General features: G+C 68.5%; 13 protein-coding genes and 1 tRNA gene. 5 read left to right on the top strand and 9 right to left on the bottom strand.

Annotated elements, in window-relative coordinates; genetic code table 11:
- Nucleotides 1–285 precede the first annotated feature (285 nt).
- On the bottom strand, nt 286–960 hold the full coding sequence (locus tag H590_RS17360; protein WP_084149417.1) for a DUF1707 SHOCT-like domain-containing protein: 675 nt from the start codon (nt 958–960) through the stop codon (nt 286–288).
- Between the two features lie 257 nt (nt 961–1,217).
- Between H590_RS17360 and H590_RS0109545 the strand changes: the two genes are divergently transcribed.
- Entirely contained in the window at nt 1,218–1,448 is a 231-nt protein-coding gene (locus tag H590_RS0109545; protein WP_036981844.1) for a hypothetical protein, read from the top strand.
- A gap of 249 nt (nt 1,449–1,697) precedes the next feature.
- The gene (locus tag H590_RS0109550) at nt 1,698–2,630 is read left to right on the top strand and encodes an AEC family transporter (protein WP_036981846.1); all 933 of its coding nucleotides are present in this window, start codon (nt 1,698–1,700) and stop codon (nt 2,628–2,630) included.
- Between the two features lie 202 nt (nt 2,631–2,832).
- Here H590_RS0109550 and H590_RS15975 read toward each other — a convergent pair whose 3' ends face one another.
- The 3 genes from H590_RS15975 to H590_RS15980 all read right to left on the bottom strand — a co-directional run bounded on the left by H590_RS15975 (nt 2,833) and on the right by H590_RS15980 (nt 5,680).
- Nucleotides 2,833–3,888 carry a DUF1648 domain-containing protein gene (locus H590_RS15975; RefSeq protein WP_051238429.1) on the bottom strand — a complete coding sequence of 352 codons (1,056 nt, stop codon included), beginning with the start codon at nt 3,886–3,888 and terminating at the stop codon, nt 2,833–2,835.
- Nucleotides 3,885–4,244, bottom strand: a complete 360-nt coding sequence (locus tag H590_RS0109560) for a GntR family transcriptional regulator (RefSeq protein WP_028703376.1) — start codon at nt 4,242–4,244, stop codon at nt 3,885–3,887. Before H590_RS0109560 ends, H590_RS15975 begins: the two co-directional genes overlap by 4 nt.
- 308 nt (nt 4,245–4,552) lie before the next feature.
- A complete protein-coding gene (locus H590_RS15980; RefSeq protein ID WP_051238431.1) occupies nt 4,553–5,680 on the bottom strand; it encodes a YihY/virulence factor BrkB family protein in 1,128 nt (375 codons plus the stop codon).
- A 201-nt stretch (nt 5,681–5,881) separates the two neighbouring features.
- On the opposite strand from H590_RS15980, the gene H590_RS15985 reads away from it, so the two are divergent.
- Nucleotides 5,882–6,940 carry a LacI family DNA-binding transcriptional regulator gene (locus H590_RS15985; protein WP_071161738.1) on the top strand — a complete coding sequence of 353 codons (1,059 nt, stop codon included), beginning with the start codon at nt 5,882–5,884 and terminating at the stop codon, nt 6,938–6,940.
- Nucleotides 6,941–7,023: 83 nt separating this feature from the next.
- On the opposite strand, the gene H590_RS0109575 is transcribed toward H590_RS15985, so the two are convergent.
- Together H590_RS0109575 and H590_RS0109585 are read right to left on the bottom strand one after the other, a co-directional pair.
- Nucleotides 7,024–7,314, bottom strand: a complete 291-nt coding sequence (locus H590_RS0109575) for a hypothetical protein (RefSeq protein WP_126412652.1) — start codon at nt 7,312–7,314, stop codon at nt 7,024–7,026.
- A gap of 1,565 nt (nt 7,315–8,879) precedes the next feature.
- Nucleotides 8,880–8,953: transfer RNA gene (locus H590_RS0109585), tRNA-Gly, on the bottom strand.
- Between the two features lie 126 nt (nt 8,954–9,079).
- On the opposite strand from H590_RS0109585, the gene H590_RS0109590 reads away from it, so the two are divergent.
- Both H590_RS0109590 and H590_RS0109595 read left to right on the top strand, forming a co-directional pair.
- Nucleotides 9,080–10,462, top strand: a complete 1,383-nt coding sequence (locus tag H590_RS0109590) for an amidase (RefSeq protein ID WP_028703379.1) — start codon at nt 9,080–9,082, stop codon at nt 10,460–10,462.
- 50 nt (nt 10,463–10,512) lie between these two features.
- A complete protein-coding gene (locus tag H590_RS0109595) occupies nt 10,513–11,295 on the top strand; it encodes an ABC transporter ATP-binding protein (protein WP_028703380.1) in 783 nt (260 codons plus the stop codon).
- A 119-nt stretch (nt 11,296–11,414) separates the two neighbouring features.
- Here H590_RS0109595 and H590_RS19360 read toward each other — a convergent pair whose 3' ends face one another.
- The 3 genes from H590_RS19360 to H590_RS0109610 all read right to left on the bottom strand — a co-directional run bounded on the left by H590_RS19360 (nt 11,415) and on the right by H590_RS0109610 (nt 13,696).
- Nucleotides 11,415–12,038 carry a hypothetical protein gene (locus tag H590_RS19360; RefSeq protein ID WP_036981850.1) on the bottom strand — a complete coding sequence of 208 codons (624 nt, stop codon included), beginning with the start codon at nt 12,036–12,038 and terminating at the stop codon, nt 11,415–11,417.
- A gap of 138 nt (nt 12,039–12,176) precedes the next feature.
- A complete protein-coding gene (locus H590_RS0109605) occupies nt 12,177–12,911 on the bottom strand; it encodes an ABC transporter permease (protein WP_028703381.1) in 735 nt (244 codons plus the stop codon).
- On the bottom strand, nt 12,908–13,696 hold the full coding sequence (locus H590_RS0109610) for an ABC transporter ATP-binding protein (RefSeq protein ID WP_028703382.1): 789 nt from the start codon (nt 13,694–13,696) through the stop codon (nt 12,908–12,910). Before H590_RS0109610 ends, H590_RS0109605 begins: the two co-directional genes overlap by 4 nt.
- Nucleotides 13,697–13,944: the final 248 nt, after the last annotated feature.

Below are 13,944 nucleotides of genomic sequence, written 5' to 3' on the forward strand. Positions count from 1 at the left end.
GATCGCGGGGGAGACGGAGTCCGGGCGTGCCCGGGAGCGCCTGGTGAGAGCGTGGTCGATTGTCCGGGGTGCCGGTGGGTGATTGTCCGGCCAAGGGGGCCGGGGGGGGGCGAGCGTGGGCGGCCGGGGACAGCCGGGTGTGGTCGGTCGCCGCTGCCGGCCGCAGCCGTCTCACCCCACCCGGATATGGCCGGTGTGGTCGGGCACCGCTGCCATGTGCAGCCGTCTCACCCCACCCGGGTACGGCCGGTCTGCGCGGGGGACCGTCGGGAATGTGGGTGCGGATCAGTCGTGCCCGAACCAGTGACGCAGCTTCTTGAGGAAGGACTTGTGCTCGGGTCCGTAGACCCGCACGTCACCGAGGGCCATGAAACCGGTGAGTGTCACCGTCGGCGCGCTGGCGGGACACGGCGGCATGCCGTGCAGCTTGCTGTCGCCCAGGAACCGGCTGGTCTGGTCGATGACCCGGATTCCCTCCGGCACCATGAGAATGACGTCGCCCATGAAGGAGTGGATCTCGACCTCGACGTCGTGGGCCGCCATCGACATCTGGGTGAGGTCCAGGCGGACGTCGCCCAGTCCGTTGGAGATCTCGGTGTGGACGGCCAGGATCGATCCCGCACCCCGGTTGACGTCGCCGATCATGGTCGAGATCCGGTCCTGCTGGGTGCCCGGAATGATCGGCGGCAGGGCGGAGGCGCGGTCGGTCGGCACCAGGGCCATGCCCGCCGGCGCGCCTGCTGAGGGCATCACCGTCTCGAGGGGGGCGAGGTCTCCGACCAGCGGCGCGATGTCGGAGACGGTCCGCGCGTCGAGGGCCGCGGTCATCCGTTCGCCGTGCTCGGACTGGTCCAGCCGCCCATCTGCGTAGGCGTCGTCGAGAAGATCGGCGAGCCGGGCCCGGTCGGCGTCGCTGATTCGCATCTGCGGGTCATTGTCGGCGGGGGGCATCTCGGTCATGGGTCTAAGCCTAGAAGGTGGACGGCCAGGGGGCGGGGTGCTCGGTTGTTCATTGGTCTTCCATCGGTGGCTCGATGACGTCTCGGCGTCGACTCGTCGGTGCTGTGGCGTGCGCTGGTGAGGGCTCGGTGTCGGGTGCAGTTGCTCGGCGACGTCCTTGTCGACTTCGGCGCCGCGCGCTCGCGCGCGTCGTAGGCTGAGCGGAACGGTGCATCACCGGATGCCCGGAGGTCCGGGAGGGACGACGGATGATTGCCATGAGAGCGGCACGTACACGATGGGCCGACCTCTCCAGGCCGGTGCGGACCGGTCTGGTGCTGGCCGGAGGCGTCGAGGCGGCCCTGCGGGCCTGGAGCCTGGGGGATCTCGCCCGGCGTCCGGCCGAGAAGGTGCGCGGGCACAAGGGGTTGTGGGCGCTGAGTCTGATGACGGTGAACTCGGTGGGTGTGCTCCCGCTGGTCTACCTCACCAGGGGTCGTCGGCGCTGACCTCGGTCGACGCGCCCTCTCGGATCGGCGTCGGGAGGGTGAGCCAACGGTGAGAAGTCTGCTCCAGGTCAGTGCGGGTTCGCTCCAGGTCAGTGCGGGTTCGCTCCAGGTCGGTGCGGGTTCGCTCCGGGGGCACTGTGTGGGTGGCGCGTGCGACCACTTCCCGAATGCCCCGGCATGCGCCGAGTCCCTCGGTGGTTGTTAACTGATGAGGTCGTCGCTCCCCGATCCAGGACCTGGTGAAACCCGTTGACCGTCATCGCCGAGAATGTCATCGCCCTGGCTGTCGTCATCGCTGTCGGATGGTTGCTGCGCAGGACCGGTGCGATCGGTCCCCAGGCCGGCCGGGTGCTCTCCAGCTTCGTCTACTGGTCGGCCGCCCCGGCGTTGTTGTTCTACTCGATAGCCGAGACCCCGATCAATCAGGTCGTGGGTCGGCCGTTGGCGGTCGCCGCCATCTCGGGGCTGGTGACCGCCGTCCTGTTCGCCCTGGTCGCTCGCCTGTTCATGAAGGCCGATGTCGGGCAGGTGGTGCTGGGGGCGATGTCGGCGTCGCTGAACAATGCCGCCTACATCGGCATTCCGATCGGCATCTACGTGCTGGGACACGCCTCCTACGGAGTGCCCGTGATGATCTTTCAGCTCGGATTCCTCACCCCGACGTTCTACGTGCTGTCAGACCTGGTCGGCAGCCACACCCGTCCGACGGTGTCCGGGGTGTTCACGCGGATCTTCACCAACCCGATGGTGATCGCGGCGATGCTGGGGTTCCTGGTCTCGGCCTTCGATCTGCACCCACCGTCCCTGGTGGTCACCACCTCGCACCTGATCGGTGACGCGGCACCGGGAACCGTGCTCATCGCGCTGGGTGCCTCCCTGGTCGGGCAGACCTTCTCCATGCACTCCCTGGACGGCCGGTTGGCCGGGCTGGCCACGGGCTTCAAGCTCGTCGTCCAGCCGCTCGTCGGGTTCGGCGCCGGTCTGGCCCTGGGGCTGAGCGGGCACGCACTGATGGCGGTGACGATCATGGCGGGGCTGCCCACCGCCCAGAACGCCTTCATCGCGGCCACTCGGGCGAAGGTGGGGGAGAAGATCGCCGAGGTGACCGTTGTCATCACGACCATCGGCTCCCTCCCGCTGACTGTTCTCACCGCGTCCCTGTTCCTCCACCTGGGGGCCTGAGCCGGGTCCCTGGTGCGATGGGGAAGCGCCCGATCCCGGGCGGGTGGTTTCGAGTGCACATTTCACTCGCTGAAGTGGCCCCTCCGGCTTGCTCTCGCGCTCGAGGGCCGTTCGGTGAGTGAAATGTGCACCGGAGTGCTGACTCTGGAGAGCTGACGGGAGGCGACCCGGGGCGGTGCGGGGTCGAACCAGGCTCGTCTCCTCAGCTGCGAGCCCGGGCCGCCATCGTGTTCAGCAGCGCGGCTCCCTCCTCGGCGTCCTCGATGGTGACCACCAGGGACCAGCCGCCGGACTGCTCGACCAGCAGCCCAGGACCCGAGCGCAGCACAATTCCGGTGCGTCCCGAATGGTTGACCCGCCAGCCCCACCCGCCGAAGTCGCGGAACGGGGAGACGTGGATCGCCTCGGCCCGCTCGACCTCGGCCGCGCCGATCCGGGTGCGCGGCCAGCCCAGCGCCGAGCGGATCTCGATGCCGGCGGAGTCGACCGTCACCCGGAAGGCGAACATTGTGGCGAAGAGCAGCGCCAGCAGGGCTGCCAGGGCGAGCAGGACCGGCATCCGGGTGATGATCGACGCCACCACGATGACCAGAACCCCCGCGATCGAGACCAGCAGACCGGGTCCTCCAGAGGTCCGGCGCAACCACACCGCCCGGGTCGACGCGCCAAGACTCACCCGGGGAGCGGAGGCCGGCACTGCACCGGTGGCCGGCTGCCGGCGATCTGCGGGGATCAGCAGGGCGGCCAGGACTGCCGGGACGAGCGGTGCGAGGAGGGCCAGAAGCAGAACCCCATCCATTCCTCGGGCTTGATGGGCGTCGGTCAGGCCGCGCTGGCCGGCCAGCGATCCGGCGATGAGGATGGCCAGCAGGCCGCAGATCCACACCGTCGATGCTGCGGTGATCCGCAGTGTCGAGGCTGCTCGGCCGCTGAACAGGCCGATCGCCGAGAACAGCACGACGCAGCCCAGTCCCACCAGTGAGGTCGTTGCCAGGAGAGAGCCCTGGCTCGAGAAGCCGTCGGGGGAGCCGCCGGTGCCCCAGTGGCTGGCCACCGGGTCGGGCAGATCGGCCCGCCAGGACCAGGCAAGAACCGCTGCGATCGCGAGCAGAACGATCCCGGATGCTGCGGACAGGAGCACGGTGAGGCGGGCGCGGCGGCGCCAGGGCTCATCGGTGGGATCGGGACCCTGCGCACCCGGGTCGTGCGGTGGAGTTCCGGAGTCGGGGAAAGCGTTGGGGCGGGATGTGGAGTTCATGAGCGCAGAGCCTCCTTGACGAGAGTGATGAGGGCCTCGGGCGGTAGTCCGGCGGCGCGGCCGGCTTCCAGGTAGTGGCGCAGCGCTTGGTGGACGGCTGAGGTCGGGGCGGATCCCTGGTGCGCGGTGATGACGGCACCGCGACCTCGGCGCAGCTCGACCACTCCCTCGTCGCGCAGCAGCTGGAAGGCATGCAGCACGGTGTGGATGTTGAGGTCCAGCGACTGGGCCAGCTGTCGGGCGGAGGGCAACCGTTCACCGGGGGCGAGCTCGCCCCGGGCCAGCGCGAGATGCACCTGGGCCGCCAACTGGGCGTAGAGCGGCTCGGGGGCTGTGGGGTCCACCGTCCAGATCATGGGTTGAGTGTACTTGTTCTATTTTAACTAGAACAAGTAGGGGGTGGAACGGGATCTTCGGGGTCATCCAGGGGCGATGCGGGGTGCACACGTCGCCGGGCGGGGGGATGGAGTGCACATTTCACTCGCTGAACTGGCCCCTCCGGCGGGTTCATGCGCTGGATAGCGGTCTGGCGAGTGAAATGTGCAATGAAGCGCAGACCCGGGAGGTCGTCCGGCAGCGGAGGCGCCCTCGAGTAGCAAGACTGTGCAGCCGGCCGGGAGGCGAGGTGCCCAGCTGCCATCTGGGCCGGCACCCGAGTGCGGACTCAGTCCTTCTCTGGCAGGGGATCCTGATCCTCGGGCACATCGGGCTCGCGGACCACCGGCTGAAGTCCGCCGGTCACCGCGTTGTGCGGCCACTCGAGGGTGTGCCGGGCGCTCATGGTCACGAAGTTCGGCGACTCGGTGAAGTGCACCGCGTCCGGGTCGTTCACGGCAACGGCCTGCGGGGGGTTGGCCATCCAGGCGCAGGTCAGCAGCAGCACGCGCATCACCAGGTTGATCCACAGGATCAGAGTCAACACCGCGGTGGCCGAGGCCAGCAGGGCGCCGTTCACCGAGCCGACCGCGGTGGTTCCGAGCTGACGCAGCACTGCCGAGGCGACCGCGAAGAGGGCAAGTCCCCACACCAGGTCGCGCTTGGGCACCCGAACCCCTGCCACGAAGCGGACCAGCAGGAGCAGCACGGCGGCGTCCACCACCAGGGAGACCGCGATCGTGGCGATCACCAGGAGGATGTGACCGGCTCCTGACCCCAGGTGCAGCATCCGGTTCACCCAGTTGCCGAAGACATTGACCACGATGCCCAGTCCGGCGCTGGCGAGCAGTCCGACGCCCAGACCCAGCGCTCCCAGCGCATTGCGTCCGATCTTCACCAGGCCGTTCTCCGGCAGTGCCACCAGTCCGAAGACCGATCGGATGGACTGGGCCAGCGACCCGATGAGCGAGACCGCCGACCAGGCTGCGATCACCAGGGCGACGACTCCGGTCACCGATGAGGCGTTCGACTGGACCAGGGAGTTCGGGTTCACCAGTCCGCTCGGGTTCGACTCCGTCTTCAGGACGCCCGGAAGTGCGGCGTTGAGGGACTCGATGAAGGAGGTGCGCAACTGATCGTTTCCGCCGAGCACCGCCATGAACACGGTGATCGCCACGGTGAGGACCGCCGTCAACGAGAGCATTGTGGTGAGGGCCATGCCCGAGGACAACAGCCCCCCGTAGCAGTTCCCGTACCGTGCCAGAGCTCGTGCCAACCGGGTCTGTTTCCACCACGCCACCAGGGCCTTCACTCTGTCCGCGGCGCCGGTGGTGTGAATCGCCTCGCGCAGATCGGGGCCCTCCGGCGGAGCGGGATTGGTGTCGACCTGGGGAGCGGTGTCGTTGTCGTCGGCCATGCTTCAACCTATCCGGGGTCGGGGTTGCGGGCCGATCTGCGCAACGCCGCTCGAGTACGACCGCCCCGTCGCCGAGCACGGCCGCACTGCAGGTCTGGGGGCGCGTGCTCCTGTTCGAGATGCCGCCGATCCTCCCCTCCCTGCCGGTTCAGGGCAGGGATCCTTGTCGCAGATCTGATGGTGGTGGGGCACGATGTGGGCATGGCTCAGGTGACACTTCGCGACGTCGCGCAGGCTGCCGGCGTCTCGATGGCGACGGCCTCGCGTGTCCTCAATGGTTCGGCGAGGAGGCCGTCGGAGCAGATCAGTCAGCGGGTTCGGGTTGCCGCGCGCCAGCTGGGATACGTCCCGAATGCCAGCGCCCAGGCGCTGGCGAGGTCCACCTCGGGACTGATGGGGCTGGTGATTCAAGACCTCGAGAATCCCTACTTCTCAGCGATCGCCTCCGGGTTCCAACGAGACGCCGCCGCCGAGGGTCGGCTGGTGCTGCTCTCCCAGACCGGTGGTGAGGAGGCTGCCACGAGTGCGGCGCTCCGAGGCATGGGGGCTCAGCGCGTCGACGGTGTGCTGGTGGTTGGGGCACTGAATCTGGACCTGTCCCAGCAGTCGGGGATCAGAGGGCTTCTGTCGGAGATCTCAGCCAGGGGAGGTGGGGTCGTGACGGTGGGTCAGGACCACGGTGTCGGGACGGTGCTCGGTCCCGACGACCGGGCCGGGGGAGTCAGCCTCGCCAAGGCTGCGGTGACGGCCGGGTACCGGCGCTTCGCGATCGTGGACGACACTGCCCGAGCGCCCTCGGCAGTGGCGCGGTCAGAGGGTTTCGTGGCGGGTCTGCGAGCGGCTGGACTGTCGGTGGAGCACAGCGTGCGCGGGGCGGTCGCGGTGAACAGCGGAGGAGACATCGGCACCGCCCTGGTGCGCTACTTGCACAGCCACGGTGGCGGAGGACCGCTGTGCTTCTTCGCGATCACCGATGCGATCGCCGTGGCCGTCCTCGGGCGCGCTCAACAGGCCGGTGTGCGGGTGCCGGAGGACCTCGGGATCATGGGCTTTGACGGTATCCGTGCGGGACGTGACTGCTGCCCTTCGCTCACCACGGTTGATCTTCCACTGCCCGAGATGGGACGCCGGGCGTTCACGCTGCTGCGTCACTCCGGAGATGTCGCGGATGAGGAGATGGTGCCGGTGGGTTGGCGCGTCGACGGGCGGTCCATCACGGTGCCGGGCAGGTTTCGACGAGGAGGAACCACACTGCGGTAGGCCGCCGGTGTGCCGAGGTGGGATCGGGCACGTGTGGGTCCGCGATGAAGTCCTCGCTGGACACGATCTGTGAATCCATCCGTTCAGGAGGGGCGGGTGTTGACGGCGAGGAGTTCGCGCACGGGGAGGGTGCGGGTCGAGGTTCGTGTCATGGGGACGGTGCCCGACTGGTTGGCGGCGTGCCAGGTGATCTGCCAGGTTGCTGTCGCCGTGATCCGGCGGTCTCCCTTGCGCTGATAGGTGTAGCCGCAGTCGGGTGACTTTGCTTTCGGGTCGGCGTTGGCTGGGCGCCGGGTCATCGACGTGCAGGTGATGACTCTCTCCTGCATGTCGAAACGGACTCCGGTGCGTCGTGCGGAAATCGAGACGCTCATTCCTTGGTTGGCTGCCGAGGATGCGACGGTTGATACTGAGTTGTCGTGAAGCCAGAGGGGTTGGCCGACGGCGACGATTCTCCAGCGGTTGACCGACGGGTCAGGGTCGACCCCCACTGCGGGTGCGGGGAGCCTGACCGAGGTGGCCACCGATATGGCCCAGTTTCGAATCTCCTCAGGTGTGGGTGGCGCGGCCTCCTGTTGTCCTGTGGCGTTTATGTCGTTGAGATATCCGGGGCAGAGTCCTGAGGCTGCCGGGGTTTCGCAGGTCTGGCAGACGCCTGCGCTGTCGCAGCGGCGTACGAGCTTGCTCCCGCCACTTGAGCTCGCTGTCCGGTCAGAGGAACCGCTGGACCCGGTGGATCCGCCCTGCGATGATGACTGGCCACCCTGGGAGCCGGCGCTTCCGGAGCGCCCAGATTCGGTGGCCCGCACTGAGAAGTCGCCATCTCCGCCGCCAGCGAATGCTTCCGTGCCTCCCGAGCCGCCTTCGGCTCTTGCCGGCAGTGTCTGGGGGAGACTAAGGATCATGATGAGTGATATCAGGAGTGCTATCCGCATGAGGTCACCTTTGTGGTACGGCCCTCAGTGATAATCAGGGTTGAGCCTTTTCGGTCAAACTGCAATTCATCTAGGCGCCACGGTCCGCGCGCGGTCTTCTGGGTTCCCTTTTTTGAGTATGTGACCCCGCGAAGGTCAACACACGCACCGATAGCAATCATATGGTTGCCAGTGGTCGAGATCCTCCACGTGCTCGGACGGGACCACTTTGAATCTGGCTCCGCTCGGAGCCCCGATTCTTCAAAGAGTGCGTAGGTGCGCTGGACGGTCTTCTTGTATGCTCCCCCAACGAGGGCGGACATTTGTGGTGGAAGCTCGGTTCCCCCGCCTGATTTCTCGAACGAGATGAGTTCAGACAGGTACTTCAGGTGAACGGCCTTGGCCTCGGTGAAGAGGGGATCCTCCGAGGGTGTCGGTGTCGCGGAGGGTGTCGCCGTGGTCGGCGTCGGAGTTGTGGCCGTGGAGATGCTGGTGGCCGGAGACGGACTCGCCTCAGGGTCGTTCCCGCACGCGGTCAGGCCTGATCCGATCACCGCCATGGCGATCGCGGTCGCCAGCACTCTCCGGTCCATTGCGGCATCCTCACAGCTGACCGGGCAGGGTGCCAGAGCCCGGCACGGAATCTGTGGACAACTCCCCCCACTGTTATGACCGTCACACCGGACCGGAAGTTGTCCACAGATTCCGTGCCGGCGCACTCCCTCTTGCCGCATCGGCCCAGAGGCCGGCACCCGCAAGGCCGCGCTCTGACAGCAAACGGACGCACCGCCACGAGTCGAGAAGTAGAAGCCACGCAACGAGCGGGGGAGCAAGAGAACAGAGGGAACAAGTGGGGGCAAAGGGAGCGGAGACAGCAGGAGGGCAGAAGGCGCAAAGGAGCCGAAGGGCCCACGCGACACCGGTGACATCGAAGATCACTTCGAACATGTCGGATCCGAGAGCGGCAACTCCCTGACAAGGCGTCGGACCCGCAGCACTCGAGAACACCCTCGAGGAGACATAGATGGAGCGGGCGACGGGAATCGAACCCGCGTGTCCAGCTTGGGAAGCTGGCGCTCTACCATTGAGCTACGCCCGCATGCGACGACTGCCCGACAGACTCTAGCGCACTGTCGGCGGGCACGTCACATTGGGCGCTCGCCTGTTCGACGCGGAACAATATCTCCACCCCGTCTCGCACATCGTCGCGCCAGGAGGCCCCCAGATGGATCAGCTGACCGCACTCCAGACCGCGGCGCGCATCACCTCCGGCGAGCTCAGCGTCCCCGAGGTGGTCGACGCCGCCCTGGAGCAGGCGCACGCCGACACCTGCAACGCGTGGACCTTCATCGACGACGAGGGGGCGCGACGTCGCGCCGTCCACCTCCAGGAGCGGCTCGCCGACCGCGACTTCCACCCCGGCCCGCTCTTCGGCGTCCCCTGCCCGATCAAGGACCTCAACGAGTGCAAGGGGATGCCAATGGAGGCCGGGTCAGCCGCCCTGGCCGGCAAGGTGTCCATCCACGACGACGGCATCGTCACCCTTCTCAAGGGCGCCGGAACCATCCCGATCGGCAAGACCACCACCCCCGAGCTCGGTCTGCCCTGTTACACCGAGCCGGTTGGACGGCCGGCCACCGTCACCCCCTTCGACCCCACCCGGATGTCTGGTGGGTCCTCCGGCGGCGCTGCGGCCGTGGTCGGCGCCGGCGAGGTCCCGATCGCTCAGGGATCCGACGGCGGAGGGTCGATCCGGATCCCCGCCAGCTGCTGCGGAGTGGTCGGGCTCAAGCCGACCCGCGGGCGCATCTCATCGGGCCCGTACGGACTGGACGGCCCCGGCCTGACCACCGCCGGCGTCCTCACCCGCACCGTGCGAGACACCGCCGCAGCCCTCGACGTGCTGTCGATCGGGTGGCCCGGCGACCCCTTCCCGGCCCCCCGCGCCGCAGGATCATTCCTGGCCGGCTGCGAACACCCCTCGCCACGGCTGCGAATCGGAGTCCTGACCGATCCGGTGATCAGCGACGACGCCGAGGTCCATCCCGCGGTGGCCGCCGCTCTGGCCCGGACCGTGCGCACCCTGGAGGACCTCGGCCACATCGTCGAGCCCGCCTCCCGGCCCTTCGGTGCCGATGCCTGGAACTCCTTCCGCTGCGTGTGGGCGGTCGGCGCCGCCTCCATCCCGGTGCCCGCCGAGGCCGAGGACGGTCTGCTGCCGTACACCCGCTGGCTCCGCGAGCTCGGGCGCGGCTACTCGGCGGTCGATCTGGCCGACGCCCAGGCCGGGATCCAGCGGATCACCCGCACCACCAGCGAACTGTGGGACCACTTCGACGTCGTCGTGAGTCCCACCCTCGCCCAACCCCCGCTGCTGGTCGGGGGCCTGCGCGACGACTCCGATCCGGCCGGTGACTTCGACGCCCAGTGCGCCTTCACACCCTGGACCAGTGTCTGGAACCTCACCGGGCGTCCCGCCATCAGCCTGCCTCTGCACACCGCCGTGGTCGACGGCGTCGAACTGCCGATCGGCATGATGTTCGGCGCCCGGATGGGCCAGGAGGACGTCCTGCTGGCCCTCGGCTGCCAACTGGAGGATGCCCGATAGTCCCCCGGATAAGCTCGGGGAGTCCCACCGCCGACCCCAGGAGCCCTTCCATGGCCGTTGAACCCGCTGCCCAGTCCACCCTCGCCGCCCGCGGGGTCTGTGTCGGGTACGAGGACGGGCAGGTGCTCAACGGGGTCGACCTCGAGGTGACCTCCGGCCAGCCGCCGATCGGCCTCATCGGGCCCTCCGGGGTGGGCAAGACGACTCTCATCGACGTCCTCCACGGCCTGCTGCGCCCCAGCGCCGGCACCGCCATCTTCAACGGGCAACAGGTCGCCAAGCTGAGGTTCAGCGAGGCGAAGGTCTTCACCGCGGGCGCCCGGTTCATGTCCCAGGACTCGATGACCATCCTCGACCCGCGGGAGACCGTCCACGACCGTCTCAAGGCCGCGGCCAAGGAGGCTCGCAAGGGTGGGCGGCCCCACACCATCGACCCCGAGACCATGCTGGCAGGGGTCGGCCTGGCCGGAGGATGTCTCGCCCGGACGATGCGAACCCTCTCGGGAGGGGAGCAGCAGAGGGTCGCCCTGGCGACCGCCCTGGCCACCCGCCCGGCCGTACTCGTCCTCGACGAGCCGCTGTCGGCCGTCGACCCGGCGGGTCGGGAGGCCATCGCCGGAACCCTGCGTCAGATGATCGACGACCTGGGGATCGGGACGCTCATCGCCTCCCAGGACCTGGCGCTGATCGGCGCCCTGTGCCCCGATGTGGCCTTCATGGCCGAGGGCCGCATCGTCGCCCGCGGGTCGCTGACCGAGGTGCTGGCCGCCGATCACCCCGACATCCGCGACATGGCCGACAACGCCCGGGCCGCCACCGAGTTCCGCCTCTGACTCCGGACCGGGTGGCAACACCTGTCGTAGGTGACGTCGCCCAGTCGGGACGCCGTCCAGTCGGGACGCTGTCCGGCTCTGACGGCGTCAAGCTGTGAGGCCAGTCGGGCCGCCGGGACTCAGTAGTGCTCGGCGATCCTGCCGTAGCGCACCTGTCGAGGAACGAACCGCTCGGTGTCCGGTTGAGCCCTGACCTGGACCCACAGATCCAGCCAGGCGCGGACCGGCGGAGTCCAGACCAGGACACCGGCCAGCACGGCGAAGGGCAGCCCGATCCAGGACAGGGTGTTCATCAGCACGGCCAGCGCGGCCGCCGCGAGGCCACCGATCGCACCCCAGCGGACCCACCGGCGTCCCAACCAGGTGTTGACGGCGAGAATCCCCGGCATCGCGACCATCGCCGCGCCGATGACCATCGTGAGGGCGGCCAGCAGCACCGAGGCCAGTGAGCCGGGCCGCGGATCGTTCCAGGCGATCAGCCGGGTCGCGGACCGGAAGGTCCTCATGTGGATCATCTGCCACCACGCCCAGCACAGCGCCACCGCCGAGCTCAGCGCCGACAGTCCGAAGCAGACCGTGGCGACCACCGCCCAGCGGATCATCCGGGGACGCCCGGTCCTGGGGTCCACCGGCAGCCCGGCCTCGACCTCCTCGATCGGGGGTAGGGTGCCGATCTGGGTGACCGATCTCGTCCCGCCTGGGCTGGACGCCGTGGAGACGGGGGAGGGGATCTGCTCGGTCATGCGCCCCAGACTACGTGTCGGTCCGCCTCGCGACGTCCCGGATGCGGGGTCCGGATACAGGGCTCTCGGAAGCCGGGCCAGGAATGCACGGGTACCGGATGAAGGGTCCGGGATGTCGGGGCGCGACGGTGGCCGAGGTCATGCGGTGCGACGACGCAGGGTGGCCGTGCCGCCGACCACCGCCAGTGTGATGAAGCCGACCAGGATGAGGCAGTCCCGGGCGACGTCGGCGCCCGAGTCCGCACTGGTGGCCAGGGTCTTCATCGCATCGACGGCATAGGACAGCGGCAGGATGTCCGACACCCAGCGCAGCACATCGGGCAGCTGGTCACGGGGCACCAGCAGGCCGCAGAGCAGGAACTGGGGCAGGATGAGCGCGGGCATGAACTGCACCGCCTGGAACTCGGTCCGGGCGAAACCGGAGGCCAGCAGCCCCAGGCAGGTGCCCAGCACGGCGTCCAGGACGGCCACTACGACCAGCTGCCAGACGGGGCCGACCAGACTCAGCCCGCACACCCAGATCGAGAAGGCGACGGCGATCACCGCCTGGAGGACCGACATCAGCCCGAAGGCCAGGGCGTAGCCGGCGACGAACCCGCCCTTGGTGACCGGGGTGGTCCACAGCCTCTCCAGAGTCCCCGACCGCCGCTCCCTCAAAGTCGAGATGCTGGTCACGATGAACATCACGATGAGCGGGAACAGCCCCAGCAGGGCGGGGCCGATCTGATCGAAGACGTGCGGCTGGTTGTCATGGTAGATCCAGGCGAGCAGGCCCATCAGCACGCACGGCACCACCAGGATCAGGCCGATCGTGCGCGGATCGTTGCGCAGCTGCATGAGCACCCTGCGCATGGTGATGAACGTTCCGGTCATGACCGTGCCCCCTTGTTCTGCTCGTCCTCGGCATGACGAGGAGGGGCGCCGTCGGTGCCGTGAGAACCGGACTGGGGGTCGTCGATGAGGGCCAGGAAGGCCGCCTCGGCGTCGGTGGTCCCGGTGCGCCTCAGCAGGCTGTCCAGCCCCTCATGGGCGAGCACCCGGCCGTCGCGCATCAGCACCAGCTCATCGCAGCGAGCCGCCTCGTCCATCACATGGCTGGAGACCAGCAGGGTCGCCCCGCCCGCCGCCAGCTCGTCGAACAGCGCCCACAGCGAGCGCCTCAGCACGGGGTCCAGGCCGACGGTGGGCTCGTCGAGCACCAGCAGATCAGGGTCGGCGACCAGCGCGCAGGCCAACGACACCCGCGACAGCTGACCACCGGAGAGCCGGCCCGACAACTTGTGCCGCTCGGCCGCCAGATCGACCTGATCGATCACCTCGTCGGCCCGCCGACGTCCGGTCCCGAACAGATGGGCGAAGTAGCGCACATTGCTCTCGACGGTCAGATCGTCGTAGATGCTCGGCGCCTGGGTGACGTATCCCACCCGCTTGCGCAGGGAGGGGGAGCCGGCGGGTGATCCGAGCACCGTGACCGTCCCGGAGGCCACCACCTGCACCCCGACGATGGCTCGCATCAGAGTGGACTTGCCGGCCCCGGAGGGTCCCAGCAGGCCGGTGACCCGACCGGTGGGGATGTCCAGGTCGAGATGGTCGAGGACCGGTCGGCCGCCCCGGTCCACACACAGGCCGTCAATGCTGACGGCAGGGCTCGTTGTCATGGGCCACAGCTTAGGAATCGGGGGTCGACCGGTCAGTCCCGACCGGCTGGTGATGAATTCCGGCGGTCCTCGGCGCTGAGCCGGCCGGTCAGATAGTGCTGGAGGGTCGGCCCGTACAGTGGCTCTTCAGGATCCAGGGTGTAGTCGGGGTCTGAACCCTCCGGTCTCCAGGAGGCTTCGGAGTCGGTAGTGGACCTCGTTGCGGAAGCCCAGGGCGATGCCGCGGAGGTGTTCGAGTCTGCCGTTGA

It is taken from the genome of Acidipropionibacterium jensenii DSM 20535, assembly GCF_000425285.1.
GTDB classification, from domain to species: domain Bacteria; phylum Actinomycetota; class Actinomycetes; order Propionibacteriales; family Propionibacteriaceae; genus Acidipropionibacterium; species Acidipropionibacterium jensenii.

Excerpts from the sequence above, each read along its gene's own strand:
- H590_RS17360 (WP_084149417.1), bottom strand. The coding sequence starts at position 960 with ATGACCGAGATGCCCCCCGCCGACAATGACCCGCAGATGCGAATCAGC.
- H590_RS0109545 (WP_036981844.1), top strand. The coding sequence starts at position 1,218 with ATGAGAGCGGCACGTACACGATGGGCCGACCTCTCCAGGCCGGTGCGG.
- H590_RS15975 (WP_051238429.1), bottom strand. The coding sequence starts at position 3,888 with ATGAACTCCACATCCCGCCCCAACGCTTTCCCCGACTCCGGAACTCCA.
- H590_RS0109560 (WP_028703376.1), bottom strand. The coding sequence starts at position 4,244 with ATGATCTGGACGGTGGACCCCACAGCCCCCGAGCCGCTCTACGCCCAG.
- H590_RS15980 (WP_051238431.1), bottom strand. The coding sequence starts at position 5,680 with ATGGCCGACGACAACGACACCGCTCCCCAGGTCGACACCAATCCCGCT.
- H590_RS15985 (WP_071161738.1), top strand. The coding sequence starts at position 5,882 with ATGGCTCAGGTGACACTTCGCGACGTCGCGCAGGCTGCCGGCGTCTCG.
- H590_RS0109575 (WP_126412652.1), bottom strand. The coding sequence starts at position 7,314 with ATGAGCGTCTCGATTTCCGCACGACGCACCGGAGTCCGTTTCGACATG.
- H590_RS0109590 (WP_028703379.1), top strand. The coding sequence starts at position 9,080 with ATGGATCAGCTGACCGCACTCCAGACCGCGGCGCGCATCACCTCCGGC.
- H590_RS0109595 (WP_028703380.1), top strand. The coding sequence starts at position 10,513 with ATGGCCGTTGAACCCGCTGCCCAGTCCACCCTCGCCGCCCGCGGGGTC.
- H590_RS19360 (WP_036981850.1), bottom strand. The coding sequence starts at position 12,038 with ATGACCGAGCAGATCCCCTCCCCCGTCTCCACGGCGTCCAGCCCAGGC.
- H590_RS0109605 (WP_028703381.1), bottom strand. The coding sequence starts at position 12,911 with ATGACCGGAACGTTCATCACCATGCGCAGGGTGCTCATGCAGCTGCGC.
- H590_RS0109610 (WP_028703382.1), bottom strand. The coding sequence starts at position 13,696 with ATGACAACGAGCCCTGCCGTCAGCATTGACGGCCTGTGTGTGGACCGG.